We start from the raw sequence: 25,479 nt of genomic DNA, 5'->3' as shown, positions 1-25,479 counted from the left end.
CGGCAGCGGCGTTTCAGGACATCATTTCGATCATCTTCTTCACAATGGCCGGGTCATCCAGATACCCCGAAATCGAATGACGGTTGTCGCTGTCATTCCTGACCTTGTTGTTGTTGAAAATCACAGGCGATGTGGGGAAATGCCGATCATCCAGCGGATTTAGTGCCACCACGTCACGCTCGTCATAAGCATTGTACCATTCGCGCAAGGGTGCTGGATGCTTGGGTCTTCCCAGTTTTCCGCTGACTGCCTTGATGCCCAGAGGGGAGCCAAGCGTCAGAAATCCTTTGATGTTACCCGGGTCCCGGTCTTTGAAGATGTTGTAGCAGACCACCGTGCCCAGAGAGTGCGAGACGACAATTGTCGGCTCATCCGTGATCTTTTCTTCAACCACGGCATTGATCTTGCGCCGCATCCGCCGGCTGTTGAGATACAAAAACACATCGCGCAAAAAAACCTCGATCGTGAAGGAGGAAAACCCTGTCCAGCGGCGATCAATCACCTTGACGATGGCCTGGACCCATTCCCAGTTCTGCGGGCCCATCGCACCGGCACCTTCGGCCATTTCCGCCCTGATTTCCGCTTCCGGCAGGTTTTCGACCTCGTTCACCTCTTCCATGGCCTGACGCATGAATTCTTCGTATTCGTTGTCATCCCCGTCGCCCATCGCGTTGGCACCACCCGCCTGCGGCTCGGACATACGTTTGACTTCTTCGTCCAGCACATCGCCATAAAACGGAAACACAAGCTCCACATCAGACGGCATTTGAAGGCCCGCCGCCGTCAACCCTTCTGCCAATGTGTCTTTCCATTCCTGCGCCATTTCCTCCGGATCGCGTCCGCCCTGTGCGCGCCCATGGACCATCAATACTTTCATTTGGCCTTCTCCTCTCTCAAATATCCAATAAGTGTGTCTGCAAATTCGGGTTCAAATGTCGTGTAAAGCGCGTCCGTCAGATGCCGTTTTCCCCGCTCCAAACGCTTGGGTAGCGTGATCCCGCGACTGCCAAGAATGTGCCAGCCTTGGGTCAGGATCGGACAGCTTGGCACCAGGGGCGGCAAGGTGTCTTCCGGGGGCAGTCTGCGATAGGACAGCATGCGAAGATCGAATAGATCCGCGCCCAATTCGTTTCGAAGGGTGCCCAGAACATCATGGATCTTGCTCAGATATGTCGCCTCGGAATAGCTCCAGGCGGATAGCAGGCTCAGGATGGGGTCAAGCGCCTTCAGGTCTTGCAACGTGTTGCCGAGAGTATCCGCATCCTCGCTTGATCCGGCCTTGAGCTGCCCCCCTGCATGGCAACCGTGGCCGCCCCGCGCAATTGCTCCAGCATGTCGCGTTTGTCTTCGTAGTCGGTCCATCTGTCGGTATTGTCAGACGGGATGTAGGACAGTTTGTTGATCCCGACATGATCCACAACAGCGTGTCCCAGATACCCGTTCAGCGCGCCCAGCAACATCGAACGCCCGTCCTCCAGCACCACGGCAACCTGCGTGCACGGATCGGCATCCCAGACCCGGATCAACGCCGCCTCATCGCCGCCATCACCGGGGGTCGGAAGCTCCACAAAACAGTCATTACTGCCGGATTCAATACGGTCCACACGCGCGCCATTGATGCTCAGCCCGCAGGTCGATTCAAAGTGGCTTGGCAGGGTCAGCGGTTTTTGCCACCGGAAATCATGCACCATATAGGGCCCAAGCTCACCCGCGCGCAGGATACGGTGCGTCTCCGCATTGGCCTCAGCCGCCGGGTTTCGCGGTGTGGGCGGCGGTGGGGCTTCGGGCTGGAACGATTCCAATCCGAAATCGTGCGACAAAAGCTCATCTACAGCGTCGGCATCAAACTCATCCGATGGCGGGCTCATCGCAACCATCGCATCGATTTTCAATGCATCTTCGTCATCGGCCAGATCACGGGCCTGCGCCACCCATTGATCGCGCGTAATCCGCCCGATGAAGCCGCCCAAATTCGGCTCGATCCACTCGATTTCCTCTTCGCTCCAGTCCGCGATCTGCGCGAAAAAGTGGATACCAAGTGAGTTCAGTTTCTTTTCAAGCATGGGCCCGATGCCTTTGATCAGGGACAGCTTGTCCGCATCCTCCGGCTGGCCCGCCAACAGTTTTGGCGCCGCGGCCTTTGGTGCAGACGCCTTGGGCGGCGAAGACATCGCCGGTTTCTCCGCGGCCATTGCCACCGGTTGTTGCGGATCAATCGCGGCGATGAACGTGTCGTCGGAGGAAGGCACGTTGACATAAACAAACTGATTTACATCTTCGTCCGCGGCATCAATCGCGTCGTAGACCGCATTCTGCAGACAATCCTCGAGCTTTCGGTTAGGCACCACATCATAGGCACCGCCCGGCGTGGTGATGTTGCGCACCAGTCCCGGCGGAGGGGTGCGAAACGTATTGCGCAGCGCCTCGGACAACAGGGGCGTTTTGTTCGATCCTTTCGGCACCTCATAGGCCTTTGCCCCTTTGATCGTCGCCCGGATCAGATCAACCTTGCTGGACGATGCGGGCAATGCCGGATCATTCGGGAACACACCGCCCGGATCCAGACGGTTCAACGACAGCTTGTCCGACGTATCCCGGCACGCATCCGAGACAAAGACCACGGTTTCAATGCCGCTATCCTGCGCCAGATCAACCGACGCGTTGACGCTGATAACCTCACGCGATCGCCGCGGGGCCTTGTTCAACAGCCAGACATCATGGCCCTTGGTGTAAAGCCCGTGGCCGCAATAGTAGATCAGCAGCAGATCATAACGCGGCGGGACGGTAACAAAGGAATGAACCGCATCTTCGACCGCATCTATCGTCACCGGTTTGGGATCTTGGGGATCGCCTGCAAGCGTCAACCCCGCATCTGTGAGCAATGCGACGTCATAGGCGGGATCGCCATTTGCCAGCCATTGTCCAATTTCCTGAGCTGTTTTTGCGGCGGACACCAGGGGTGTTAACCCGCCCCCTTTGTTGACGCCAATAACGACCGCCGCACGACTATTCATTGAAATGCCCTTCTTAAAATCGACTTTAAGTTTACCCAAGATCATCGATCAGGCAAGTTTGAAGAGGATTTTTGGCAGCGGGTGGTCATCGCCTGCGACGTCTTCTGTTGGGCGCAATCATCGGCGCGCGTGCGTCAGCTGTGCTCTTCTTCAGAGACCGCCGCCAACGCAGAATTGTAGGCCTTGAGCGCATCGACATGAAACAACGCGCCCCAGAGTTCGGGCGGCTGATCTTCGCCTCCCAAGGTCACAACCGGGATAAAACGAGCATCTGAGCGATCAAAAATGGCCATAGCCGCATCCAGCGTTGCGTTGCCATCCACATAAATCCCGTCTTCGATCAGGTCCCAGCACGCGTGCTCCGGAGCGGCGCGCGGATGATCCGGCGCACGCATCAGTTTGGCCACCCGGAAGGTCGTCAGGAGATAGGCCTGAGGGCCCGCCGCCAGCCGGATGTTGCGGCGATCAAGTTGTGTCAGGAAGAACGAGCGCCGCACCAGTTTTGACCCCAGTGCCGTTGACATCGACACCGCGACCATCACGGCAATCCCTGTCTGCCAATCGCCGGTCAGTTCAAAAACGATCAGCGTCGTCGATATGGGCGCGCCCAAAACGGCGGCTGATACCGCGCCCATTCCCGCCAGCGCATAAAGCGTGTGCGAGCCGGACACATCGGGAAAGAGTGAGGTGGCGATCAGGCCGAAGGCAAGACCGGTCAGCGCCCCGACCATCAAAGACGGCGAAAACACCCCGCCCCCCATGCGCCCGCCAAAGGTGATCGCAACCGCCATCACCTTGAGCACCGCAAACACCACTGCTTCGTGCAACAACAACTCACCGCTGAGCGCGGCGGTTGTCGTTTCATATCCAACACCGATGATATGCGGAAACCAGATTGCCAGTGCCCCAAGCAGGGCACCGGATACAGCCGGGCGCAGATAGCGCGGCAGATTGATCCGTTCCTGCCAGCGATTGGCGAAATCTTCGGCGAAAAAGATCGATTGCATCAGCGCCGTCGCCACCAATCCGCACAAGAGGCCAAGGATCAGGAAGGCGGGCAGTTCCACGTAAAATTCCAGCACACCCGATTGCGCGAGGGTGAACTCGGTGATGTCGCCAAACTCCAAACGGCTGATCACCGTACCCGCAACGCTTGCGATCACAATGGGCGCAAAGGCATGGACGGCGAAATGGCGCAAAACGACCTCGAGCGCAAAAAGTGCCCCCGCAATCGGGGCATTGAACGAAGCAGAAACGGCCGCGGCCACCGCACAGCCCAACAGATCGCGACCAGTGATCCCATTGGCGTTGATCCGGTTACTGACCCAGCTTGAAATCACCCCCGCCATATGGACGACCGGACCCTCACGCCCCGTCGATCCCCCCGTACCCAACGTGATCAGCGAGGCAAAGGCCGAGGCGATGCCCGCCCGTTTTTCGACACGTCCCTCATGCAGGGCCGCACCTTCGATCACATCCGCCACGGATCTGACCCGACCGTCGGGCGTAAAGTGATGCAGGATTTGCCCCACAATTAGCCCGCCGATGATCGGCACGGTCAGCACAAGAAACCATGGCAATTGCGCGATGTGGGAGTGGATATGAGCCATATCTTCGGCGCCATAGGCCAGATATTGCAGCGCATGGATGCCCTTGCGAAAGAGGAGAGTGGCAAAGCCTGCCGCAATCCCCACAATCAGCGCAATGACCCAGAACTGGAACTGGCTTGGCCCATGGGTGCGCAACACGCTCCAGGCCTTGCGAATGGAAGCGGCGATGGTGCGCCGCGTTTCCGCCCAGCTCGAAGATTCCGGTTCAGACACTTACACGTACTTTCCTGCCATGCCGATCCACTTTCCCCGGAACGGCATCTCGCTTAGAATGACCCGGCAATCAGAAGAAGAGAAGCGCCTATGGGCATTAAGGCCGTCATTTCCGAGTTATCCACAAGTCTAGGCCAACGCGTCTCCTGCTCCAAGTCCGATCTGGACCAGCATGGACAGAGTGAAACCCATTTCCCACTGATGCCGCCGGACGCGGTGGTTTATCCGGAGAACACGCAGGAAGTGTCGGACATCGTCAAGGTCTGTGCCCGGCACCGCATTCCCGTCATCGGCTGGGGTGTGGGCACCTCGCTGGAGGGACAGGCGCAGGCACCGCGCGGCGGGATATGCGTTGATTTCAGTCGGATGAACCGCATCCTTGAGGTCCGGCAAGCAGATATGGATGTCGCCGTGCAACCCGGGGTCACGCGGGAAGCTCTCAACGAAGATTTGCGTGCGACGGGCCTCTTTTTCCCGGTCGATCCCGGCGCCAATGCCACCTTGGGCGGGATGGCTGCCACACGCGCCAGCGGCACGACGGCCGTGCGCTACGGCACGATGCGCCAAAACGTGCTGGCGCTGGAGGTGGTCACCGCATCAGGTGAGATCATCCGCACCGGCAGCCGTGCCCGCAAAACCTCCTCTGGCTACGATCTGACCGGGTTGATGGTGGGCTCAGAGGGGACATTGGGCCTGATCACGGAGCTCACATTGCGCCTGCAAGGGCAGCCCGAAGCCGTTGCCAGCGCCGTTTGTGCCTTTCCGAGCGTTGAAAACGCTGTGGCCGCGGTGATCGACACCATTCAGATGGGCATTCCGATGGCCCGGATCGAACTGGTCGATGTGACCACGGTCAAGGCTGTGAACGCCTATGCGGGCAGCAACCTGAGCGAAGCGCCGCATCTTCTACTGGATTTTCACGGGTCCGACAGCGGCGTGGCCGAACAATCGGAAACCTTTGGCGCAATCGCGGAAACCCATGGCGGCTCGGGTTTTGACTGGGCCACCAAATCCGAAGACCGTACCGCCCTGTGGGCCATGCGGCACAACGCTTACTACGCGCTCAAAGCCGCATATCCGTCATCCAGCGTGATGGTGACGGATATCTGTGTACCCATCTCGAACCTGGCTCAGGTGATCGAAGAAACCCGCGTTGATCTGGCAGAGGCGGGCATTGAAGGGCCGATAGTGGGCCATGTAGGCGACGGAAATTTCCACACATCCCTAATGTTTGACGAAACGGATTCCGCGCAGGTCAAAGCGGTCAAGGCCGCATCGGAACGGATGGTCGAACGGGCGCTGACCTTTGGCGGTACGGCCACCGGCGAGCATGGCGTGGGCATGGGCAAACTACCTTACATGGCACGCGAACATGGTGGCGGATGGGGCGTTATGGGCGCCATCAAGAAAGCGCTGGACCCCGACAACATCATGAATCCAGGCAAGCTGGTGCCGCCGCAAAACTAGCGGACAGGCACAGAAGTACCGCCTGAGCTTTTCCAGCCAAGTCTTTGGAAGTGCTAGATTAGTAGCACTTCTCAAATTTGCCGCCGGTGCAGATATCGTCTGACACCACATACCCGAGCGGGACGTCAACGGAGTTGGTGCGCGACTTGGTGACCTCGCCCCGGTTCTGACGGCCAGAACGGTCATCCTCGCGGCCGCTGTGGTCCCCCACATCGCCACCGCCAGAAGTACCGCCGCCAGACGTGCCGCCACCGGATGTTCCTCCGCCGGACGTGCCGCCAGATGTACCACCACCCGTGCCACCGGAATTGCCACCGCTAACGCTCGCGTGCGCATCGGAGACCCAAAGGGTGAACACAGCTACGAAAAGAAATGAAATCGCGGCGCGTGTATAGACAGCCGCATTTTTGCTTTGAAAAAGCATAATAACCCCACACAGTTTTACTCACTACTACCCTTGCGATACCACGAATTGAGACAAATTCAAGGCAAGTTTGCTGTAAATGCGTCCGAAATGTGGCAGGAATGGAGCAAAATTGCCGCGGTCAAATGCAAGCTGAAATGCTGTTTATTTACGTATTTTCAATTATTTAAGTAGCCAAGAGAGCCTGAGCCGCGCTGCGGGCCTCGGGGGTAATTGTGTCACCTGACAACATCCGGGCAATCTCATCGATACGATCGTTTTCCGCGAGTGCCACCACGGTTGAGAGCGTCTGATTCTGACTGACGCGCTTTTCAACGCGCCAGTGATGCGCGGCAAAGGCCGCAACCTGAGGCGAATGGGTGACCACTAACACCTGCCCCGCTTGCGATATCTGTGACAACCGCCGCCCGACCGCATCAGCCGTGGCCCCACCGACCCCGCGGTCAATTTCATCAAAGATGAGGGTCATGCCGCTGGCATCGGTCAAACAGACTTTGAGGGCCAAGAGGAACCGGCTCAGCTCGCCGCCTGATGCGATCCGCGCCAGAGGTCCCGATGGCGCACCCGGATTGGTGGCCACGGTGAATGTCACCTCATCCACGCCCGACGGGCCCGGATCCGTTTCCGATATATCGGTGATGAACACCGCGCGATCCATTTTCAACGGGGCAAGTTCGGCCATTACCGCCTTGTCCAGACGCTTGGCCGCCTTTTTCCGCGCGGCACTCAATGACCGTGCGGACTTGTCATAATCAGCCTGCGCCTTGGTCAATTCCTGCGTCAGAGAGTGGATATCCGCATCGCCCTGATCCAACGTGGTCAACTTACCTCTGAGCGTGTCGGCCAAGGCACTCAAATCATCGGGCGCCACGTCATGTTTGCGGGCCAAGGCCCTGATCGCAAACAACCTTTCCTCGGCTTGTTCTAATTCCAAGGGATCAAAGGATAAGGTTTCGAGACATCGTGTGACACCCACGGATGCTTCATCAAGCTCCACCATGGCACGTCCCAATGCGGCAATCGGTGCATCCAACTGCCCTTCCGCCTTGTCCGCCACATCCTCCAGCCAGCGCAGGGCGTCACTTGCGCGCCCTTCCGCGCCTTCGGCCCCCAATGCCTGTGCGGCCTTGCCAATATCTTCGCGGATCCGCTCTGCGCCCTGCATCATGCGCCGACGTGTATCCAGCTCGGCTTCTTCTTCCGGCTGCGGGTCCAATGCGTCAAGTTCCGCCACCGTGTGACGCAGAAACTCCTCTTCAGCCCGCACCTCGGCAAGCGCGGCCTCAGCCGCCTGCAAGGCGTTGCGCCGCTCAGCCACCTTGCGCCATGCCGCCCCGATTTTACCGCGTGCCGCATCCAACTGGCCAAATTCATCCAGCAACGCCCGATGCCCTTTCGGATCCAGAAGACCCCGATCATCGTGCTGCCCGTGCAATTCCACCAGGGTCTCAGACAAGCGGCGCAACACCTCGCCCGAGCACCGCCGGTCATTAACCCAAGCGGTTTTACGGCCATCAACCATATTGATGCGGCGCAAGATAAGCTCATCGTTCTCCGGCAGTCCCGCGTCGCGCAAAATCGCACGGGCCGGGTGATCCGCCGGTAGGTCAAAAACCGCCTGCACTTCACCCTGATCCGCGCCCGCACGTACCAATTCGGCACGACCACGCCAGCCCAGGACAAACCCCAACGAATCCAGAAGGATGGATTTCCCCGCCCCGGTTTCACCGGTCAGCACATTCAGACCTGATTGGAAGTCCATTTCCAACCGATCAATGATCAGCATGTCGCGGATATCAAGTGTGCGCAGCATTGGCCCCACCTGCCCGATACGTGGTTACACGCACGCCTCTTTGATCACAGCCACCTGCCTTGGATCATCTGGCGGTAAATCTGGCGCAGCCAACTGTCACCAGCGGCCTCCAACTCCAGCCCGCGACCGGTCAGCAGTTTGTAACTGTCCTCATACCAATCGGTTGATTTGAAGTTATGTCCCAAAATGGCGCCCGCTGTCTGGGCTTCATTCACCAGACCCAATGACACATAGGCCTCCACCAAACGGTGCAACGCTTCGGCGGTATGCGTGGTGGTCTGAAAATCCTCGACCACAACACGGAATCGATTGATCGCCGCGCCAAAATGGTCCCGGCGCAGGTAATAACGGCCAATTTCCATTTCTTTGGCCGCCAGATGATCAAACGCCAGATCGAATTTCAGAACTGACGAGCTGGCATATTCGCTGTCAGGGTACCGCTCGATCACTTCGCGCAGCGACTGCAGCGCCTGAAAGGTCAGCCCCTGGTCGCGGCCGACTTCGTCGATCTGGTCATAATAGCTCAGCGCCAGAAGATATTGCGCGTAAGCGGCATCTTCGTCGGTCGGGTAGAAATCAATGAAACGCTGTGCGGCGGACCGGCTGTTTTCATAGTCCTTGTCCTGATGATAGGCGAAGGCCTGCATGATCACGGCACGCTTGGCCCATTCGGAATAGGGATAGAGCCGCTCAACCTCAGCGAAATGCTTCGCCGCCAGTTCCGCATCCTTACGCGCCAGATCGTATTCCGCCCGTTCGAAAATCTGCTTCGCTGTGAAGTTTTCGAAATCAACGTCGCCGCGTTCAACCTTGCCCCTGTCGCTGCATCCAGCAACGGCAATCGCAATCGCCAACGCGCTAATCCAGTGTGCCCGGAACTTACGGACTGTCATCAGAAAAACCCACCCTAGTTGCGCCTTACAGGAGTATGTACCCCACTCTTGCATACGGTCCTAGCACAGAATTTTGCGGGGCAAAACGCCTTTGGCACAATTCGCCGTGACGGGTTAAGCAACGTCGGGAATTTCGCCCCAATGCACGCCCGCACCCGGCAGTTTGGCAGCCATGTCCGGATCACATTCGACCACTTCAAAAGCGGTCTTGTCCGCGAAAAGGGCGACCAGCAGATCGTTGGTCAATGAATGGCCGGCGCGGAACCCTTGGTAATGGCCCAGGATCGGCATGCCCGCCAGGCCCAGATCGCCCAGTGCATCCAGCATCTTGTGGCGCACGGCCTCATCACTGTACCGCAAGCCACCCGGGCTGAGCACATTGTCGCCGTCGACAACCACCGCGTTTTCCAGCGTGCCGCCTAGAGCCAGCCCATTGGCGCGCATCTGATCGACATCCGCCTTACGACAGAATGTACGGCTGTTGGACAATTCGCGCACGAAACTGCCGTTGGACATGTTCAGCGTTTTCTTCTGCTCACCAATCGCCGCATCTTCGAATTCGATGTTGAATTCAATGAGGAGTGTCTCATGAGTGCTGAGCCGCGCCCATGCCTGCCCTTTGCGTACTTCGACCGGCTTGAGAATTCGCAACGCCCGCACAGGCGCGCTGAGACGCTCAATGCCCGTGGCCAGGATGCCGCGCACAAAGGCGGCGGAACTGCCATCCAAAATCGGGACTTCCGGGCCATCCACCTCGACGATGGCATTGTGAATGCCACAGCCAACAAGCGCGGCCATGATGTGTTCGACGGTCGCGACGGACACGCCCTGGTCATTCACCAGACGTGTGCACAGCGGCGACTGGCGCACATGGTCCCATTGCGCCGGGATTTCATTGTTGTATTCGGTGACATCGACCCGCCGGAAAACCACGCCCTGCGACGCGGGCGCAGGCAATACGGTCAGGCGCGCTGCCGCGCCCGAATGCAGGCCAACCCCGTCAAAGGATAGTCGTGATTTAATCGTATTCTGCAAATCGTGCCTCAAGTCCCCACGCGGAGAGTGGTCCGCTGTCTTGGGATTTGTGAATAATGCTGCACCTGCAAATGCTCAACTCAAACTTTGCAACGGTCTGAAACATGGCGTATCGGCGCGTTGGCGGTAATCCGCCGAGTCCGTTTTTGCGCCACCTAACCCTCTGTAACTAAACGAAAAGGGCCGCCCGAAGGCAGCCCAATGGGTCAGTTTTATGTGACCGTCAATCAGTTGGCTTGACGCCGCAGGAAGGCCGGAATTTCGATTTGCTCGTCTTCCTCGTCGTGGCTTTCAACCGGTGCACGCTGCGCCTGCGGCGCTTGCATGGACGGTTGCTGCCGTGCGGGGCGAGGTGCTGCATGCGCTTCCGCCTCTCCCGAATGGCCCGTCATGCGGTTGATCAACGTGTTGATACCGAAGCGTGGACGCTCAGCGCCGGTTGCTTCCTCGGGTGCCGCCTGACGCTCTGGAGGGCGCTGGAAACCGCTTGCCGGCACTTTCGCCACGGCCGCTTGCAGGCGTGCCATCGCATCTGGTGTCGGTGTGCCCGCAGATGGCGCCCGTGGGGCCACGAATTCTTCCATGGTGCCGCGCTCTTCGCTGGCGACAGGATCGAATTCTTCTACGCGTGGCGTATACGCGGGTGGCGGCACGTCATCGTCTTGATATGTCGCACGCGCCTCGGCTGACCGAGTGAAGACCGGTTCGCGTTGTTCTTCCGCGGAGGCGCGCCGCGCATCCATCTCATTGAACAAAGAGGGTTCTTCGACTTCGCTGCGCGCGACCGCGACAGCGGCCACTTCTTCAGGTGCGGCGTCGCTTTGCTCGATTTCGGCAACCGGTTTCAGCGGCTCGGCCAGTGATCGGCGTGGGACGGGAATGTCCGACACAACTTCGGTCGCATCGATGCCTGTAGCGACCACGCTCACGCGCATGGAGCCTTCCATGCCAGTGTCCAGCGTCGAGCCGACGATGATGTTGGCATCGCTGTCGACTTCTTCGCGGATCCGGTTGGCGGCTTCGTCCAGCTCGAACAAGGTCAGGTCGTGTCCGCCTGTGATGTTGATCAGGACGCCTTTCGCGCCGCGCAGGCTGATTTCGTCCAGAAGCGGGTTGGCAATGGCCTTTTCTGCGGCCTGGATCGCACGATCTTCGCCGCTATCTTCGCCTGTACCCATCATGGCTTTGCCCATCTCATCCATCACCGCGCGGACATCGGCGAAGTCGAGATTGATCAGGCCAGGACGAACCATCAGGTCGGTCACACCTTTGACGCCTTGGTAGAGAACGTCATCTGCCATCGAGAAGGCTTCGGTAAAGGTGGTTTTCTCATTCGCCAGACGGAACAGGTTCTGGTTTGGAATGATAATCAGCGTGTCGACCATTTTCTGAAGGCTTTCAACGCCTTCTTCGGCCTGGCTCATGCGCTTGGCGCCTTCGAACTGGAAGGGCTTGGTCACGACGCCAACGGTCAGGACGCCAAGCTCACGTGCAGCTTGTGCAATGATCGGTGCTGCACCCGTTCCGGTGCCGCCGCCCATACCAGCGGTGATGAAGCACATGTGCGCGCCCGCCAGATGATCTACGATCTGTTCGATGCTTTCCTCGGCCGCCGCGGCACCAACGCTGGCGCGGGCCCCTGCGCCGAGACCTTCGGTGACTTTCACGCCCAGTTGCACCCGGCTGTCTGCGTTGCTCTGGCTCAGCGCTTGCGCATCGGTGTTGGCAACCACGAACTCCACACCATCGAGCTGTTTCTCGATCATGTTATTCACGGCGTTGCCACCTGCGCCGCCGACACCAAAAACGGTAATCCTGGGTTTTAGTTCTTCATGTCCTGGCATTGTCAGGTTCAATGTCATTTTTTGTTCCGCCTGCTGTTAGGCCTGCCCGCGCAGGCTGATGTTCCGCTTAATGAGGGGTATCATTACCCGTCGTTAACGTTTCAGTCATCAAAAAACCACCCTTTGGACACAAAATGTGGTTAGTTCATTGAGTTTCAACGCGTTATTTCGCCAAATCGGCAAGATATCGCGGATTTCGATTTGGTACACACAAGTACTCGCTACCACAAAGAACACGCGCAGGGCGTATTCATTCAACCATCAGATGTAAGGATGTCTGCTCATCCTTCGTGTCGGCCTCTTTGGGCCTTAAGGAAAAGTGTATCACAACAAATACTTAACGTCACCTGATTCTTATTTGGCGCGCCAAAATGCGTTTCTCCGAATCGGCGCGGCGATCTGAACCCCAAATTCGCCTCAAAAAACCACCACACGGCATGCCAAAACATGCTAGTTTTAACCCATTAGACTTTGTTGAAATTTGTGTTTCCGGTCCATTTTGGATCAAAAACTATATTTTGGGGGACATTTGAAAATGCTCAAAACACGCAAGTTTATTGTGTCAACGCGGTTGGCAATACTCGCCTTCACTTTGATGCTCTCGACAGGTGCGGCCCACGCTGTTCCTGTCAGTTTGGGCCTGCCATTCCTGGAAGGCGAGAAGAACAACCAATACACAAGAACCCTTTCGCCTCGCATTCCGTTAACTGGCTCGATCGTCAATTTTGGCGCAAGCCAGGGTGTCTTTGACCTGGCGCCTAGTTTTCAGGTTCAGAAATTCGATCCAAGCCTTGGCAAGCTGCTGTCGGTCGATATCGATTATTTCGGCATCGCGTTCGGGCGGATCGACAGGTTAAATCTGAGCTGCGGGGATACAGGGCTTCGCGATCCCAGTTGCAGGCAAGTCAGCTTGTCTTCGGATTACTCGGTCACCTATGGCATTTTTCTGAACGTTGGGAGCACGGACGAAATCTCGTTCAAAAGAAGCACCAGCATGTCGACGTCGCAAACCAGCACGTCCTTTTTTGGCATCCAGAATTTTTCAGCACGAGACGCGTTTACGAGCCCCGGCGATCTGCAAGCGTTTTCCGGCTTGGGCACGTTTGAGATCACACCGTTTTTCCTGCCGGAGATCGATCCCAACCTGACGTGCCGGCCCAGCACCCTCACCATTTTGACCGGGTGTAGCGCCCGGTTGCGCGGGTTCTACGGCGCGGAATACAAAATCGCGGTCAAATATACCTATGACGATGGCACGGTCGTGCCGCCAAATGTCATCCCGCTTCCTGCGGGCCTGCCTTTGATGATGGGTGCGATAGCGATGATGGGCGTGCTGCGGCGGCGCCGCTGATCACCAGTTATCTTTAAACCACTTGACCGCGCGTTTCAGCGAACGCGCGGGATAACGGTCGACCGGGATTTCGAAATCCCACCATTCGTCTTGCGGATTGGCCGCAAAAAGGCACATGCCGACGGCGCTGGCAAACCCGGGCCCGGTCGCGGCCTGTGGCAGGCCGTGCACCCGCAGCGGACGCCCCAGGCGCACCTGTTGCCCCAGAATTTTGCTGGCCAGACCGTCAAGGCCCGGTATCTGGCTGCCGCCACCGGTAAGGACGATCTGTTGGCTGGGCAAGTGTTCAAAGCCTGCCGCGTCCAAGCGTGCGCGCACTTCTTCCAGAATTTCTTCGACACGCGGCCGCATGATGCCGATCAATTCCGCGCGGCTGACCGTGCGGCGGTCATGTTCGTAATCGCCCGTGTCACCGCCGATTTCGATCATCTCACGGTCATCCATGCCGGTGGCAACGACCCCACCGTAAAAGGTCTTGATCCGCTCGGCCGTGGCCTTGGGCACCTGCAGGCCCATTGAAATATCGCCGGTCACGTGATCGCCGCCCATCCGCACGCTGTCGGCGTAAATCATGTGCTTTTTCATGAAGATCGAGACGCCTGCGCTACCGCCGCCCAGATCAATACAGGCGGCACCCAGCTCCTGTTCGTCCTCAACCAACGACGCGATCCCGGCCACATAGGCCGAGTTCGCCAGACCGGCCAGTTCCAGATCACAGCGCTTCACACAATGCGCCAGATTTTGAACTGCAATCTCGTCCACGGTCAGCATATGCATATCCGTCGAGAGCACCTGACCCAGCTGTCCCCGCGGATCTATCAGGCCGGACCGATGATCCAGCGCGAAATTAACGGGTTGGGCATGCAAAACCTCACGCCCCTCGCCGTAGTCGGGCACATCACAGGCGCTGAGCACGCGGCTCACATCCTGCTCATTCACATTCTCGCCTTCCAGCTCGATCGAACCGGCCAGCCCGTACGATCGTGGCTGCGCACCAGAAAAACAGGCGATCACGTGATCGACGCGGATATTGGCCATTTTCTGTGCCGCCTGAAGTGCGGTCCGGATGGCGCGCTCAGTCTCCTGCATCGCCTCAATCTCGCCGTAGCGAACGCCGCGAGATCGGGTGGTGGCCGCGCCGATGACCCGGAACCCGGCCTGCCCCGCCATGGCGCCGATCCCCTCGGCCTCGGCCAATCGGTCTGTACCGTCAAAGCGCAACACCAGACACGCAATCTTCGAGCTGCCCACGTCCAAAATCGCCACAACGCCGCGCTGCATCGCCGCTTTGCGCATGTTGCGCATGGCCCGTTGCGTTTCGTAAAGCTCAATCATCACTCGGTTCCCCTGCCGTAAATCCTTTGACGCGCCACCATTCTTCGACGGCTCTCGCGTTCATTCTGATGGTCGGTCGTGCGGCCAACCGCATATCAACGGCCACCAGATCGCGCTCCAACATGTCCTGGACGTCACCCAACACGATCACGCGCTCAACCGCGCGCACCGCCCCGTCTTCGGGCAGCAAAATGCGCTGATCGCGGTCCAGCACCAGATCCCATCGCCGCTCGCCCATGCGCACAAGGCCGCGCACCCGGCCCTCAAGCGGAGCAGCAGCGGCCAGAATTCTCAGCGCTTCTGGAATGGCGGCGTCCGCGCCCTCACCGGCCACAACGGGCAAATCCGCATGCGCCACACGGCTGTCGACCTCGGCGATGCGCACGCCTTCGCGGTCCACCACGGCCAGACCCTCGTGGCTACGCCAGAGCGCGGCGGGCTGACGTTCGGTCACGTCGGCCACAAGCACACCGCCCTGCCGGATGCGGACGCTGACATCAGCAACAGCCGGTAACGCTTTGATCAGGCTTTGTATTTCTGTGAGATCCAGATCAAATGAACTGATTGGGAACTCGATCGGGAAGATTTCGTGGATTTCGGTAGAGACGGCGGTGGTCGCGCCTTCGACCGCCAGCAGGTTGACCATGAATTCCGGGCGCGTTTCAATGTCCTGACGAAGTTCCGTGTAAGTCAGGATCAATTGCTCGCGGCGTTCTTCGTCCGCCAGGTAGGCCGAGGCCAGACCAAATGTCAGGCCAAACGGAATCCCAACCCGCAAAACCTGCCGGAACAACGGCGTCAGCATCAGACGCTGATAGCGATAGGACCACCGCGACGGGGCCGGGTCATTGCGAGGGCTCATCGGTCGCATGACGCGTCCTCCACCATCCAGCGGCACATATCGGGAAAAGAGATCCCAACCTTTTGTGCCTGTTCCGGGCTGAGTGACGTCGGCGTCATCCCGGGTTGCGTGTTGGTTTCCAGCAGGATCAGACCGTCAAGGCCGCGCGTTTCGTCCCACCGGTAATCCGTGCGACTGACCCCACGACAGCCCAGCACCTGATGGGCGCGCAGGGCAAAATCCATGCAGGCATCAAAAATCTCAGACGGGATCGCTGCAGGCACTTCGTGGCGCGACCCACCTTCGGCATATTTAGCGTGATAGTCATACCATCCGTCGGTGATGATATCCGTGACCGTCAACGCGCCGGGGTCACCGTCATTGCCCCCCATCACGGTTGTTGTCAGCTCACGCCCGGGCGCAAAGGCTTCGACCATCACGGTCTGCGGCATGTCATCGGCCAATTGCGGCGGCGCGTTCGCAGCCTCGTTGACGATGTAAACACCCACAGAGGAGCCTTCGTTGTAAGGTTTGACCACATAGGGCGGCGTCATCACATGGCGTGTGGACACATCGGCCTTGTCGGCCAGAACGCTGTCGACCACGGGCAAACCGGCGGCGCGGTAAACCTCCTTGGTCTTTTCCTTATCCATCGCCAACGCCGAGGCCAAAACGCCGGAATGCGTATAGGGGATGCGCAGCCATTCCAGAATGCCCTGCACACAGCCATCTTCCCCCCACCGACCGTGGAGCGCGTTGAACACAACATCTGGGGAAACATCCGCAAGCTGCACAGCAAGATCGTGGCCGGCATCAAGCTCAACCACCTCAAACCCTGCTTCCCGCAAAGCGACCGCGCATTCGCGTCCGGATGACAGTGACACCTCGCGCTCAGCCGAGGGGCCACCCATGATCACCGCCACTTTCGGGGTTGTCCTGCTCGAACGAACCACCTTGTGCCTCAATATGTCAGGCCGCTTTTGGCCCTTGTTATTGTTAACTGCCTACTGACTTAATCCGGGGCCGTTTCGCCGACCCTCATGATTTCCCAATGTAACTCTATTCCACTGGTTTGGAAAACCTTTTTTCGTACTTCTTCGCCCAATCCTTCCAGATCGGCGGCGGTTGCATCACCGGTGTTCACAAGGAAATTGGAATGCTTGGGGCTCATCTGCGCGCCGCCCCTTGTGGCGCCGCGCATTCCGGCGTCGTCGATGACTTTCCACGCCTTGAGATCGTGCACATCATCCTCGCGCCCGGTCGAGCTGAAACCCGCCGGATTGCGGAACGTGCTGCCCGCTGTGCGGTCTTTGGTGGGTTGTGTTTCATCGCGCTTTTTGAGTTGCGCCTCCATGCGGGCGTGCAATTCACCCGGGTCTGCTGCGCGCCCTTCGAACGTCACATGCGTAACCACCCAACCTTCGGGCAGATCAGTCTGGCGATATTGGAAATTCAGATCGTCAGCGGTCAGCGTTACCCGCTCCCCTGCCCGTGTGATGGCTTGCGCCTCGATGAAGTGATCCGCGGTGTAGCTGCCATAGCAGCCCGCATTCATCCGAACCGCCCCACCAATTGCGCCTGGAATCGTACGCAGAAAGGTCAAATCCACCCCCGCATCCGCGGCCTTGCGCGCGACGTGGGCATCAAGTGCGGCCGCCCCTGCGGTGACGCGGTTACCCTCGACCGAGATCTGGTTGAAGCCGCGCCCCAGCCGGATCACGACCGCACGCATACCACCATCACGCACAATCAGGTTGCTGCCCACCCCCATGGGAAAGACCGAAACCTCCGGCGCAAGGTTAGTCAGGAAGTCAGCCAGATCGTCAGCATCCGCCGGTTGGAACAGCCAATCCGCAGGTCCGCCAACCCGCAACCACGTCAGGTCATTCAGCGGCCGGTTTGGGGTCAATTTTCCACGTGTATCGGGCATTTCAAGCGTCATGGACCGGCTTTTGCCCTGTCACATCCCCGAGGTAAAGACCCGCAGAATTCTTCGAACTGATTGAGGTCGAAACGACACGCTTACGCGTCAGCACCGCCACTTACAAAAAGGGATTTCAACCACCGGCCCAGATAAATGACCGGCCAGCGCAGCATGCTCATGCCTGCGGCAAGGACAAAAAGGCCGATCCACGGTCCGTTTTCATAGGTCACAAAGCCCACGATCGGCACGCCGAAAGCGATCAGGAAATAGGCCCGGCGCCAGAGGTTGTCGCTTGACGGGATCATCGCCAAAACATTGGCGACCAACGCCCAGACACAAGCAAGAATCAGCGATAAACTCATTTTGGCACCTCCACCTTCTGGCCCATAGCGCGCTTTGCAAAATAGCGCAATGGATTCCGGAACATGGAGATGAAAGCTAACCCTGCGGCAATCCCCGCCCAGACGGATAAATCACGACCGATCAGATAGATCAGAACGGGGGCTGCCAGCAACAAGATGATGCCGGGAATATATTGGCGCCGCATCGGCAAAAACGCCACGATGGTCGCGGCCAAAACCCAAAGGCAGGAGAGCACCAAAAGCGTCATGCCGCCCCTTTCATGAGCCGCGCAGGCAAGGCATTGGCCCAGGCACTGATCGTACCGGCCCCAAGACAGACCACCAGATCCCCGGATTTGGCTTGTTCGCGCACCAACCGTTCAAGGTCATTTTCATCCTGAAGCGCGCGGGCATGACGGTGGCCATGACGGATGAGCCCCGCCACCAGATCATCGCGGCTGGCGCCCTCGATCGGGTCTTCGCCCGCCGAGAACACATCAGCGATGGCAACCACGTCTGCTTCGTTGAAGCAGGCACAAAAATCTTCGAAATGATGGCTGAGCCGCGTGTAGCGATGTGGTTGATGGACAGCAATCACGCGCCCGTCGGTCGCCTGACGGGCGGCCTTGAGCACGGCGGCAATTTCCACAGGGTGATGGCCATAATCGTCAATAATCGTCACGCCCCCAACGTCGCCGACACGGGTAAACCGCCGGTTAACGCCGCCGAAGCTTGCCAGAGCTTCGCGGATTTCATCGCGTTTCATACCCAGATGACGGGCCACGGCCACGGCGCTGAGCGCGTTCGAGATGTTGTGATCGCCCGGCATGGGCAAAGTACATCCTTCGATCAGCATGCCCTCGGCCTGCAACACGATGTCAAAATGCGCGACACCCTTGTCGTAGCTGACATTGACCACCCGCACATCCGCCTGCGCATTGAAACCGTAGGTCACAACACGGCGGTCGGTGATCTTGCCCACAAGGGTCTGCACATCCGGATCGTCGGTGCAACACACGGCCAACCCGTAAAACGGAATATTCGATACAAAATCGAGAAACCCTTGGTGCAGTGCTTCTTCGGTGCCCCAATGCTCCATATGCTCGGGGTCGATATTGGTGACAATCGCGATGGTCGCGGGCAACCGGTTAAACGTGCCGTCGCTTTCATCCGCCTCGACCACCATCCATTCGCCATCGCCAACGCGGGCGTTGGGATCGTAAGCATGAATGATGCCGCCATTCACAACCGTCGGATCAAACTGTCCGTGGTCCAGCAGCGCCGCAACCATCGTGGTGGTGGTGGTCTTGCCATGCGTACCGGCCACCGCAACGTTGGATTTCAGACGCATCAATTCGGCCAGCATCTCGGCGCGCCGCACGACCGGCAGCCCCCGGGCACGGGCTTCATCCAGCTCCGGGTTCCCGGGTTTGATCGCAGATGAAATCACCACGACCTCGGCGTTTTCGAGGTTTTCAGCCCGTTGACCCTCAAAAATCGCAGCACCTGCCTTTTCAAGCCGATCGGTGATTTTCGAGCGTTTCAGATCCGACCCCTGCACCGTGTAACCATGGTTCAAAAGCACTTCGGCAATGCCTGACATGCCGATGCCGCCAATACCCACAAAGTGGATCGGGCCAACGTCGCCGGGAAGTTTGGTTGCCGCATTCATGTGCCTGTCCTCGCTTCTGCCAGTTCTCTGCCGGCCAATTCTTCAACCATATCCGCCAAGCTTTGCGGCGCGTCGGGCATGGCGCAGGAAAATGCCGCGCGGGCCATTTTGGACGCCCCTTCCGGATTTTCAATCACGGTTGAGATCTGACGCGCCAATGTCTCGACCTCAAGCCGCCGTTCCGGGATCAGGATGGCGGCACCCGCTTCGACCAACCCGCGCGCATTTGCCGACTGGTGATCGCCGGTGGCCGCCGCATAGGGAACAAGGATCGAGGGGCGTCCGATCATCGCAATATCCGCAACGGATGAGGCGCCGGATCGGCTGATGACCAATTGCGCCTCGCTCATGCGGCGCGGGACGTCTCGGAAAAACGGCTGCACATCGGCATCAATGTCGTGATCAGCGTAAAACTGCGCCACACGCTCCGCATCCTCGTCACGCGCCTGATGGCTGACGCGGATGTTGCGCAACACCTCCATCGGCAATGCCGCAATGGCGGGCGGCACGACATCCGACAAAATTCGTGCGCCCTGACTGCCCCCGATCACAAGGATCGACATCGGGTAATCGCCCGGACTGATATAGGGCGCATTGGCCCGGTCCCAGACGGCGCCGCGCACCGGGTTACCAACATGCGCCCCCTCCACGCCATCGGGCAGTCTTGTGGGCCATGTGCCGCACGCGACCCGATCGACCCGCGCACTGAAAAAACTGTTCACACGACCCAGAACACCGTTTTGTTCATGGATCATCGTGGGTTTGCGCAAGAGACGGGCCGCTGACAGGGCCGGAATGGTGGGATATCCACCAAAACCCACAACAACCGCCGGGCTGTCGGACATCATGCGCATGCCCGCGCTGACGATGCCGCTGAGAATGCGAAACGGGGCCACCAGTTTGGCGGCGATGCCGCCGCGGGCAAACGTGGCACTGGCAATCTGTTCGATCTCGACGGAATGGGGAAACCCGCTGGTGTAGCGCGCGCCGCGCTCATCGGTCGAGAGTTTGACCCGCCAGCCCCGGCGCAACATCACCTCGGCCAAAGCCTGAGCCGGGAACATGTGCCCGCCGGTCCCTCCGGCGGCAATGACCAGCAAGGGCGCGTCGGCGTTCATCTGACCCGGCCTTTCAAAATGTCCCCTATTTCGCCCTGGGGTCGACTGCGCGTGAATGCAAAGAGCATGCCCATCGCGATCCCCATCGCGATCAGTGACGACCCACCGTAGCTGACGAAGGGCAATGTCATGCCTTTGGCCGGCAAGAGCCGCACCGCGACGCCCATATTGATCATCGCCTGTACGCCGAACACGGCAATCAGGCCCGTCCCTGCCAGACGGATAAAGGGGTCACGTTCACGCATCAGCCGCGTCAGCGACCTGAGCACAATTGCGGCGTAAAGCGCGATGATGCAGAGCACCAGAACCAAACCATACTCCTCGGCCGCGACCGCGATAATGAAATCGGTGTGCGCATCGGGCAATGACCATTTCACCTCACCTTCGCCGACACCAACGCCGAAAAACCCACCCTCGCGGATGGCGTTTGTGGCAAATCCAAGCTGCGTGTTGGGATCAACATCCGGGCTCAGGAACCCATCAATGCGCCGCGCAAAGTGCTCGGAATTGGAATAGGCAAAGCTGCCCGCCAGCACCACAAGCCCCGCCATGATCATCAGCAGCAGGATTGGCGCGCCGGCTACAAAATACATCACACCCCACGAAAAGAGCACCAGACAGGCCTGCCCGAAATCCGGCTGCAGCGCCAAAAGCGTCACGATCACGATCGCCAAAAGGAACGACAGGCGCAGGCCCGGCGGGCCATTGATCTCTTGTCCGGCGGCCATCATCCATGCGGCAACAACCACAAATCCGGGCTTGAGAAATTCGGATGGCTGGATGCTGGCGAAGCCAAGCGAATACCATCGCATCGCACCTTTGCCAAAGTCAGTGCCAAAAAATGGCAGGAATAACAGTGCGATAAACGCCACAACGAAGCCAAGTACAGCCAACCGCCGCACCAGCTGCGGGGTCATCATGGAGGTCAACATCATTGCCAGCAGCGCAAGACATCCGAAAAATGCCTGCCGCTGCACATAGTGGAAAGGCTGGAAATTATTGCGCTCTGCCAGCGGCGGCGAGGCTGCAAGCCCCAAGAGGATGCCAATGCCAAACAGCATCAGGATGCACGACACCGACCACTTGTCGATCGTGCGCCACCATTTCGGCAAAATGGGCTCTCCGTCCCGCACCGGGACCGCGCCATACACCATCTCTGTCATCTGCTAACCGCCAAACTGCCTCATTCGCCGCCCCGTTTGCGGGGTCGTTGAAGCTATACTAACAGCTAGGAGCCTTTGTGGGAAGGGTTCTGATGGCATTTTGCCCCTTATTTAGCGGGCGTTTTCTTGCCGATTACTAAATGCGCGATTTCCGCTTGAACGAGGTGAGGGTGCAGGCCCGATCAGATGCTCAAAATGGATGGAGAACTTGACGATATCCTTCCGCTCAGGCAGGGCACCTTCCATGCAGGTCGAGACGTTGATATTGGGCGCGGGTGCCGCCGGGATGATGTGCGCGGCGCATGCCGGGCCAAACACCTTGATCATCGATCACGCCAAGGCGCCCGGCGAAAAAATTCGCATCTCTGGCGGCGGGCGTTGCAACTTTACCAATCTGCACGCGGGGCCGAACAATTTCATCTCGTCCAACCCGCATTTCTGCAAATCCGCGCTCAGCCGCTATACTCAATGGGATTTCATAGACCTCCTGGCGCGCCACGGCATCACCTGGCACGAAAAAACACTGGGACAGCTCTTTTGCGACGGTAAGTCCCCCCAGATCATCGCCATGTTGAGGGCTGAAATGGCCGCTGCCGGTGCCGAACTTTGGCTGCAGACGGTGCTGAAATCCCTGTCGCATGACGGTCAGACCTTTACTGCCATACTGGAGCAGGACGGCAAGGATATTACCGTTACCGCACGCCATGTCGTCGTTGCCACAGGGGGCAAATCCATCCCCAAAATGGGTGCCACGGGCCTTGCCTACGACATCGCAGCCCAGTTCGGTCACAAGGTGACGCAGACCCGTCCGGCCCTTGTTCCATTGACGTTTTCCGACACCCCCTTTGCGGGTCTGTCCGGCGTGGCGACGCCCGCGCGTGTTTCGAATGACCGGACAGGATTTGATGAGGCTGTGCTCTTCACCCATCGCGGTCTTTCCGGCCCTGCGATCCTGCAAATCTCGTCTTACTGGTCGGAAGGCGAGGAAATTTCACTTGATCTTTTGCCCGAGATTTCACTGTGCGACGCCCTGCGCGCGCAACGACAGAAGGAAGGGCGGCGTAACCTGACAACCGAGTTGGCGCGCCACCTGCCCGCCCGGCTGGTTGAGTATCTTGCACCGCAGCTAGGTCTGTCGGGAAACCTCGCGGACCAATCCGATGCGCGTCTTGAGGCGTTGGAGCATACCCTCAAGCACTGGCGGCTCAAACCTAGCGGTTCAGAGGGCTACCGCACCGCCGAGGTCACATTGGGTGGTATTGATACAGGCGGGCTCTCGTCAAAAACAATGATGTCGAACATCGTGCCGGGCCTCTATTTCATAGGCGAAGCGGTGGACGTGACCGGCTGGCTCGGTGGCTACAATTTCCAATGGGCGTGGAGTTCGGGCTGGGCCGCGGGACAGGCCATTCGCAGCTCTCGCATCAATTAGATAGCACTGACGCGCATACCAAACGGCCCATGTGTGCGTTTCCCGCGACCTTGTCAGCGGCATAGGTAATCACACGAATACAAATTTTCCGGTTTGTTAACTATTGTTCCCCGTCGGCACCGACGGTGCCACGCAGGCGCAATTGGCATGTTGGAGTGAGGGATATGACAGAGGTGACAGATGCTTTTGTGGGGCGGCGCATCCGGTTTCGTCGCTGGATGGTTGGCATGTCGCAACAGGAACTCGGCGAACGAATTGGCCTCAGGTTCCAGCAAATTCAAAAGTACGAAACCGGTGGAAACCGGGTAAGCGCCTCTAAATTATGGGAAATCTCACGCGCTCTCGATGTCCCCGTGTCTTTCTTTTTCGACTCCCCGAGAATGATGACACGGATATGGAAGAGATAATGGCGGATCACAGCGCGGCCTTGCTGGTTTCGAGCTATTACAAAATCTCTGAGCACAAGCGGGCAGCGTTGCACAATTTGGCTGTGGCGCTGGCGGAACCTGGCACGCAATAACCACCCCGATCAGCCGGTTCCAACCGCCGCACGCAACGGGCGCGCGGTCAAAGGTGCCGTTCAACCTGCGCTATGAAGTCATCGCCGCGTTTTTCAAAGCTATCATACTGATCAAAACTGGCCGCCGCGGGGGCCAGCAAAACGGTCTCCCCGGCCTGAGCCTCTGCGACCGCGCGCGCGACAGCACGTTCCATCGTGGTACAGGTTTCGGTTTCCACGCCCTCCAGCTCGAGCGCAAAACCCGCCGCCTCGCGACCAATGACATATGCCTTGATTACATTGTCAAAGCCCGGCTTCAGCCCTGACATGCCGCCATCCTTGGCCAAACCACCGCAAATCCAGCGGATTTTGGAAAAGGCCTGAAGCGCCTTGAGCGCGCTGTCGACATTGGTCGCCTTGCTGTCGTTGACGTAACTGACGCCATTTGCCTCTGCGATCACCTGACTGCGATGCGGCAACCCCGCAAAACTCTGGAACCCGGCGGCGATCACCTTGGGCGCCAAACCCAATGTGCGACAGGCGGCATAGGCGGCGCAGGCATTCTGGTGGTTATGCGCGCCGGGCAAGCCCTTGATTGGACGCAAATCCACCGATCCTGCCTGTCGGCCCTTGCGATACTCCGACAAAAATCCCTTGCGGGCGAAAACAGACCACCCCGGGCCCGATAGCTTCCGCGACACGGAAACGCGTATCACGCTGTCATCCGTGGCACCTTGGCTGAGTTCACCGGCCAGATAGATGCCTTCCGCTTCATCCACGCCAATCACCGACCGGTCCGGCCCCCCTCTGCAAAAAGCCTGCGCTTGGCGGCAAAGTACCCGCCAAGCCCGCCGTGACGGTCCAGATGATCAGGGCTGAGATTGGTGAAAACAGCGACATCCGGCGTCAGTGCGCGCGCCAGTTCGGTCTGGTAACTGCTGAGTTCCAGTACCACCACGCCGCCATCCTCAGGCGGCTCGATATCTAGCACACCCCGGCCAATATTCCCGGCCAGTTGCGAGGGTTTTCCAGCCTCTGTCAGCACATGGTGGATCAGCGCCGACGTGGTGGATTTGCCATTGCTTCCGGTGACCGCGATCACCTTGGGCGGTTGTTCCATCTGGTGCCAATCGCCCGAGCCGAATGACCGGAAGAAAAGCCCGATATCATTATCAACCGGCACCATTGCGGCCTGCGCGGCCGCCACAATCCGGTTGGGTTCGGGGTAGAGATGCGGGATACCGGGGCTGACAATCAGGCTGGCGACACTGTCAAATGCGCCGTCGCGCGACAGGTCCCTTATGTCAAACCCGGCGGCCTCGGCACGGGCGCGCGCCTCCGGATTATCGTCCCAGCAGACCGGTTTCGCACCTCCCGCAGCAAGCGCATGTGCCGCGCTCAAACCCGAACGGCCCAAGCCCAGTACCGCAACCTCGCGCCCTTCAAACCCCCTGACTGGTATCATTTCCTGCCCTTCATTCCTTGGGACA

General features: G+C 58.8%; 21 protein-coding genes and 2 pseudogenes. 4 read left to right on the top strand and 19 right to left on the bottom strand.

Features of this window, described 5'->3' with window-relative positions:
- Nucleotides 1-13: 13 nt before the first annotated feature.
- From ACZ1HJ_RS12315 to ACZ1HJ_RS12300, 4 genes are all read right to left on the bottom strand, one after another.
- Nucleotides 14-877 (bottom strand): alpha/beta hydrolase, encoded by an 864-nt coding sequence (locus tag ACZ1HJ_RS12315; RefSeq protein WP_472718958.1) that lies wholly within the window; start codon nucleotides 875-877, stop codon nucleotides 14-16.
- Nucleotides 874-1,239 carry a hypothetical protein gene (locus ACZ1HJ_RS12310; protein ID WP_472718957.1) on the bottom strand — a complete coding sequence of 122 codons (366 nt, stop codon included), beginning with the start codon at nucleotides 1,237-1,239 and terminating at the stop codon, nucleotides 874-876. Before ACZ1HJ_RS12310 ends, ACZ1HJ_RS12315 begins: the two co-directional genes overlap by 4 nt.
- Nucleotides 1,227-3,014 carry a caspase family protein gene (locus tag ACZ1HJ_RS12305; protein WP_472718956.1) on the bottom strand — a complete coding sequence of 596 codons (1,788 nt, stop codon included), beginning with the start codon at nucleotides 3,012-3,014 and terminating at the stop codon, nucleotides 1,227-1,229. Before ACZ1HJ_RS12305 ends, ACZ1HJ_RS12310 begins: the two co-directional genes overlap by 13 nt.
- 134 nt (nucleotides 3,015-3,148) lie before the next feature.
- Nucleotides 3,149-4,837, bottom strand: a complete 1,689-nt coding sequence (locus ACZ1HJ_RS12300) for a chloride channel protein (protein WP_472718955.1) — start codon at nucleotides 4,835-4,837, stop codon at nucleotides 3,149-3,151.
- 90 nt (nucleotides 4,838-4,927) lie between these two features.
- Here ACZ1HJ_RS12300 and ACZ1HJ_RS12295 point away from each other — a divergent pair, with 90 nt between their 5' ends.
- A complete protein-coding gene (locus tag ACZ1HJ_RS12295) occupies nucleotides 4,928-6,304 on the top strand; it encodes an FAD-binding oxidoreductase (RefSeq protein WP_472718954.1) in 1,377 nt (458 codons plus the stop codon).
- A 58-nt stretch (nucleotides 6,305-6,362) separates the two neighbouring features.
- Here ACZ1HJ_RS12295 and ACZ1HJ_RS12290 read toward each other — a convergent pair whose 3' ends face one another.
- The 5 genes from ACZ1HJ_RS12290 to ftsZ form a co-directional block, all read right to left on the bottom strand.
- Nucleotides 6,363-6,728 carry a hypothetical protein gene (locus ACZ1HJ_RS12290; protein ID WP_472718953.1) on the bottom strand — a complete coding sequence of 122 codons (366 nt, stop codon included), beginning with the start codon at nucleotides 6,726-6,728 and terminating at the stop codon, nucleotides 6,363-6,365.
- Nucleotides 6,729-6,894: 166 nt separating this feature from the next.
- A complete protein-coding gene (gene recN / locus ACZ1HJ_RS12285) occupies nucleotides 6,895-8,541 on the bottom strand; it encodes a DNA repair protein RecN (protein WP_472718952.1) in 1,647 nt (548 codons plus the stop codon).
- A gap of 44 nt (nucleotides 8,542-8,585) precedes the next feature.
- Complete coding sequence (locus ACZ1HJ_RS12280; protein WP_472718951.1) at nucleotides 8,586-9,434, bottom strand: outer membrane protein assembly factor BamD; 849 nt, start codon at nucleotides 9,432-9,434, stop codon at nucleotides 8,586-8,588.
- Between the two features lie 114 nt (nucleotides 9,435-9,548).
- Nucleotides 9,549-10,469 carry a UDP-3-O-acyl-N-acetylglucosamine deacetylase gene (gene lpxC / locus ACZ1HJ_RS12275; RefSeq protein ID WP_472718950.1) on the bottom strand — a complete coding sequence of 307 codons (921 nt, stop codon included), beginning with the start codon at nucleotides 10,467-10,469 and terminating at the stop codon, nucleotides 9,549-9,551.
- A gap of 227 nt (nucleotides 10,470-10,696) precedes the next feature.
- A complete protein-coding gene (ftsZ, locus tag ACZ1HJ_RS12270; RefSeq protein WP_472718949.1) occupies nucleotides 10,697-12,331 on the bottom strand; it encodes a cell division protein FtsZ in 1,635 nt (544 codons plus the stop codon).
- 517 nt (nucleotides 12,332-12,848) lie between these two features.
- Here ftsZ and ACZ1HJ_RS12265 point away from each other — a divergent pair.
- On the top strand, nucleotides 12,849-13,664 hold the full coding sequence (locus tag ACZ1HJ_RS12265; RefSeq protein ID WP_472718948.1) for a choice-of-anchor E domain-containing protein: 816 nt from the start codon (nucleotides 12,849-12,851) through the stop codon (nucleotides 13,662-13,664).
- Here the strand turns inward: ACZ1HJ_RS12265 and ftsA are convergent, their stop codons facing one another.
- From ftsA to ftsW, 9 genes are all read right to left on the bottom strand, one after another.
- Nucleotides 13,665-14,999 carry a cell division protein FtsA gene (gene ftsA, locus ACZ1HJ_RS12260; protein WP_472718947.1) on the bottom strand — a complete coding sequence of 445 codons (1,335 nt, stop codon included), beginning with the start codon at nucleotides 14,997-14,999 and terminating at the stop codon, nucleotides 13,665-13,667. It abuts the gene before it with no gap.
- A complete protein-coding gene (locus ACZ1HJ_RS12255; RefSeq protein WP_472718946.1) occupies nucleotides 14,992-15,870 on the bottom strand; it encodes a cell division protein FtsQ/DivIB in 879 nt (292 codons plus the stop codon). Before ACZ1HJ_RS12255 ends, ftsA begins: the two co-directional genes overlap by 8 nt.
- Entirely contained in the window at nucleotides 15,858-16,751 is an 894-nt protein-coding gene (locus ACZ1HJ_RS12250) for a D-alanine--D-alanine ligase (protein WP_472718945.1), read from the bottom strand. Before ACZ1HJ_RS12250 ends, ACZ1HJ_RS12255 begins: the two co-directional genes overlap by 13 nt.
- Nucleotides 16,752-16,852: 101 nt before the next feature.
- Nucleotides 16,853-17,782: a UDP-N-acetylmuramate dehydrogenase gene (murB, locus tag ACZ1HJ_RS12245; protein ID WP_472718944.1), complete on the bottom strand. Its 930-nt coding sequence runs from the start codon at nucleotides 17,780-17,782 to the stop codon at nucleotides 16,853-16,855.
- A gap of 80 nt (nucleotides 17,783-17,862) precedes the next feature.
- On the bottom strand, nucleotides 17,863-18,126 hold the full coding sequence (locus tag ACZ1HJ_RS12240) for a DUF2484 family protein (protein WP_472718943.1): 264 nt from the start codon (nucleotides 18,124-18,126) through the stop codon (nucleotides 17,863-17,865).
- Nucleotides 18,123-18,374, bottom strand: coding sequence for a DUF2484 family protein (locus tag ACZ1HJ_RS12235; RefSeq protein WP_472718942.1), 252 nt, complete (start codon nucleotides 18,372-18,374; stop codon nucleotides 18,123-18,125). Before ACZ1HJ_RS12235 ends, ACZ1HJ_RS12240 begins: the two co-directional genes overlap by 4 nt.
- Nucleotides 18,371-19,777, bottom strand: coding sequence for a UDP-N-acetylmuramate--L-alanine ligase (gene murC, locus ACZ1HJ_RS12230; protein WP_472718941.1), 1,407 nt, complete (start codon nucleotides 19,775-19,777; stop codon nucleotides 18,371-18,373). The genes ACZ1HJ_RS12235 and murC overlap by 4 nt, the downstream gene beginning before the upstream one ends.
- Entirely contained in the window at nucleotides 19,774-20,895 is a 1,122-nt protein-coding gene (locus ACZ1HJ_RS12225; RefSeq protein WP_472718940.1) for a UDP-N-acetylglucosamine--N-acetylmuramyl-(pentapeptide) pyrophosphoryl-undecaprenol N-acetylglucosamine transferase, read from the bottom strand. The genes murC and ACZ1HJ_RS12225 overlap by 4 nt, the downstream gene beginning before the upstream one ends.
- Nucleotides 20,892-22,058: a putative lipid II flippase FtsW gene (gene ftsW, locus ACZ1HJ_RS12220; RefSeq protein WP_472718939.1), complete on the bottom strand. Its 1,167-nt coding sequence runs from the start codon at nucleotides 22,056-22,058 to the stop codon at nucleotides 20,892-20,894. The genes ACZ1HJ_RS12225 and ftsW overlap by 4 nt, the downstream gene beginning before the upstream one ends.
- Nucleotides 22,059-22,302: 244 nt before the next feature.
- Here ftsW and ACZ1HJ_RS12215 point away from each other — a divergent pair, with 244 nt between their 5' ends.
- Nucleotides 22,303-23,490, top strand: coding sequence for a BaiN/RdsA family NAD(P)/FAD-dependent oxidoreductase (locus ACZ1HJ_RS12215; protein WP_472718938.1), 1,188 nt, complete (start codon nucleotides 22,303-22,305; stop codon nucleotides 23,488-23,490).
- 164 nt (nucleotides 23,491-23,654) lie between these two features.
- Nucleotides 23,655-24,010, top strand: a pseudogene (locus tag ACZ1HJ_RS12210) (helix-turn-helix domain-containing protein).
- A gap of 47 nt (nucleotides 24,011-24,057) precedes the next feature.
- On the opposite strand, the pseudogene murD reads toward ACZ1HJ_RS12210, so the two are convergent.
- Nucleotides 24,058-25,454 (bottom strand): annotated as a pseudogene (gene murD, locus ACZ1HJ_RS12205) (UDP-N-acetylmuramoyl-L-alanine--D-glutamate ligase).
- Between the last annotated feature and the right edge of the window lie 25 nt (nucleotides 25,455-25,479).

The sequence above is a fragment of the Roseovarius sp. JB2-10 genome (assembly GCF_055693585.1).
The sequence above is the reverse complement of the archived record's forward strand: the minus strand, read 5'-3'. Positions and strand labels throughout refer to the sequence as shown.

Coding starts and splice junctions, on each gene's coding strand:
- ACZ1HJ_RS12315 (WP_472718958.1), bottom strand. CDS start 877: ATGAAAGTATTGATGGTCCATGGGCGCGCACAGGGCGGACGCGATCCG.
- ACZ1HJ_RS12305 (WP_472718956.1), bottom strand. CDS start 3,014: ATGAATAGTCGTGCGGCGGTCGTTATTGGCGTCAACAAAGGGGGCGGG.
- ACZ1HJ_RS12295 (WP_472718954.1), top strand. CDS start 4,928: ATGGGCATTAAGGCCGTCATTTCCGAGTTATCCACAAGTCTAGGCCAA.
- ACZ1HJ_RS12290 (WP_472718953.1), bottom strand. CDS start 6,728: ATGCTTTTTCAAAGCAAAAATGCGGCTGTCTATACACGCGCCGCGATT.
- recN (WP_472718952.1), bottom strand. CDS start 8,541: ATGCTGCGCACACTTGATATCCGCGACATGCTGATCATTGATCGGTTG.
- ACZ1HJ_RS12280 (WP_472718951.1), bottom strand. CDS start 9,434: ATGACAGTCCGTAAGTTCCGGGCACACTGGATTAGCGCGTTGGCGATT.
- ftsZ (WP_472718949.1), bottom strand. CDS start 12,331: ATGACATTGAACCTGACAATGCCAGGACATGAAGAACTAAAACCCAGG.
- ACZ1HJ_RS12265 (WP_472718948.1), top strand. CDS start 12,849: ATGCTCAAAACACGCAAGTTTATTGTGTCAACGCGGTTGGCAATACTC.
- ftsA (WP_472718947.1), bottom strand. CDS start 14,999: ATGATTGAGCTTTACGAAACGCAACGGGCCATGCGCAACATGCGCAAA.
- ACZ1HJ_RS12255 (WP_472718946.1), bottom strand. CDS start 15,870: ATGCGACCGATGAGCCCTCGCAATGACCCGGCCCCGTCGCGGTGGTCC.
- ACZ1HJ_RS12250 (WP_472718945.1), bottom strand. CDS start 16,751: ATGGGTGGCCCCTCGGCTGAGCGCGAGGTGTCACTGTCATCCGGACGC.
- murB (WP_472718944.1), bottom strand. CDS start 17,782: ATGACGCTTGAAATGCCCGATACACGTGGAAAATTGACCCCAAACCGG.
- ACZ1HJ_RS12240 (WP_472718943.1), bottom strand. CDS start 18,126: ATGAGTTTATCGCTGATTCTTGCTTGTGTCTGGGCGTTGGTCGCCAAT.
- ACZ1HJ_RS12235 (WP_472718942.1), bottom strand. CDS start 18,374: ATGACGCTTTTGGTGCTCTCCTGCCTTTGGGTTTTGGCCGCGACCATC.
- murC (WP_472718941.1), bottom strand. CDS start 19,777: ATGAATGCGGCAACCAAACTTCCCGGCGACGTTGGCCCGATCCACTTT.
- ACZ1HJ_RS12225 (WP_472718940.1), bottom strand. CDS start 20,895: ATGAACGCCGACGCGCCCTTGCTGGTCATTGCCGCCGGAGGGACCGGC.
- ftsW (WP_472718939.1), bottom strand. CDS start 22,058: ATGACAGAGATGGTGTATGGCGCGGTCCCGGTGCGGGACGGAGAGCCC.
- ACZ1HJ_RS12215 (WP_472718938.1), top strand. CDS start 22,303: ATGCAGGTCGAGACGTTGATATTGGGCGCGGGTGCCGCCGGGATGATG.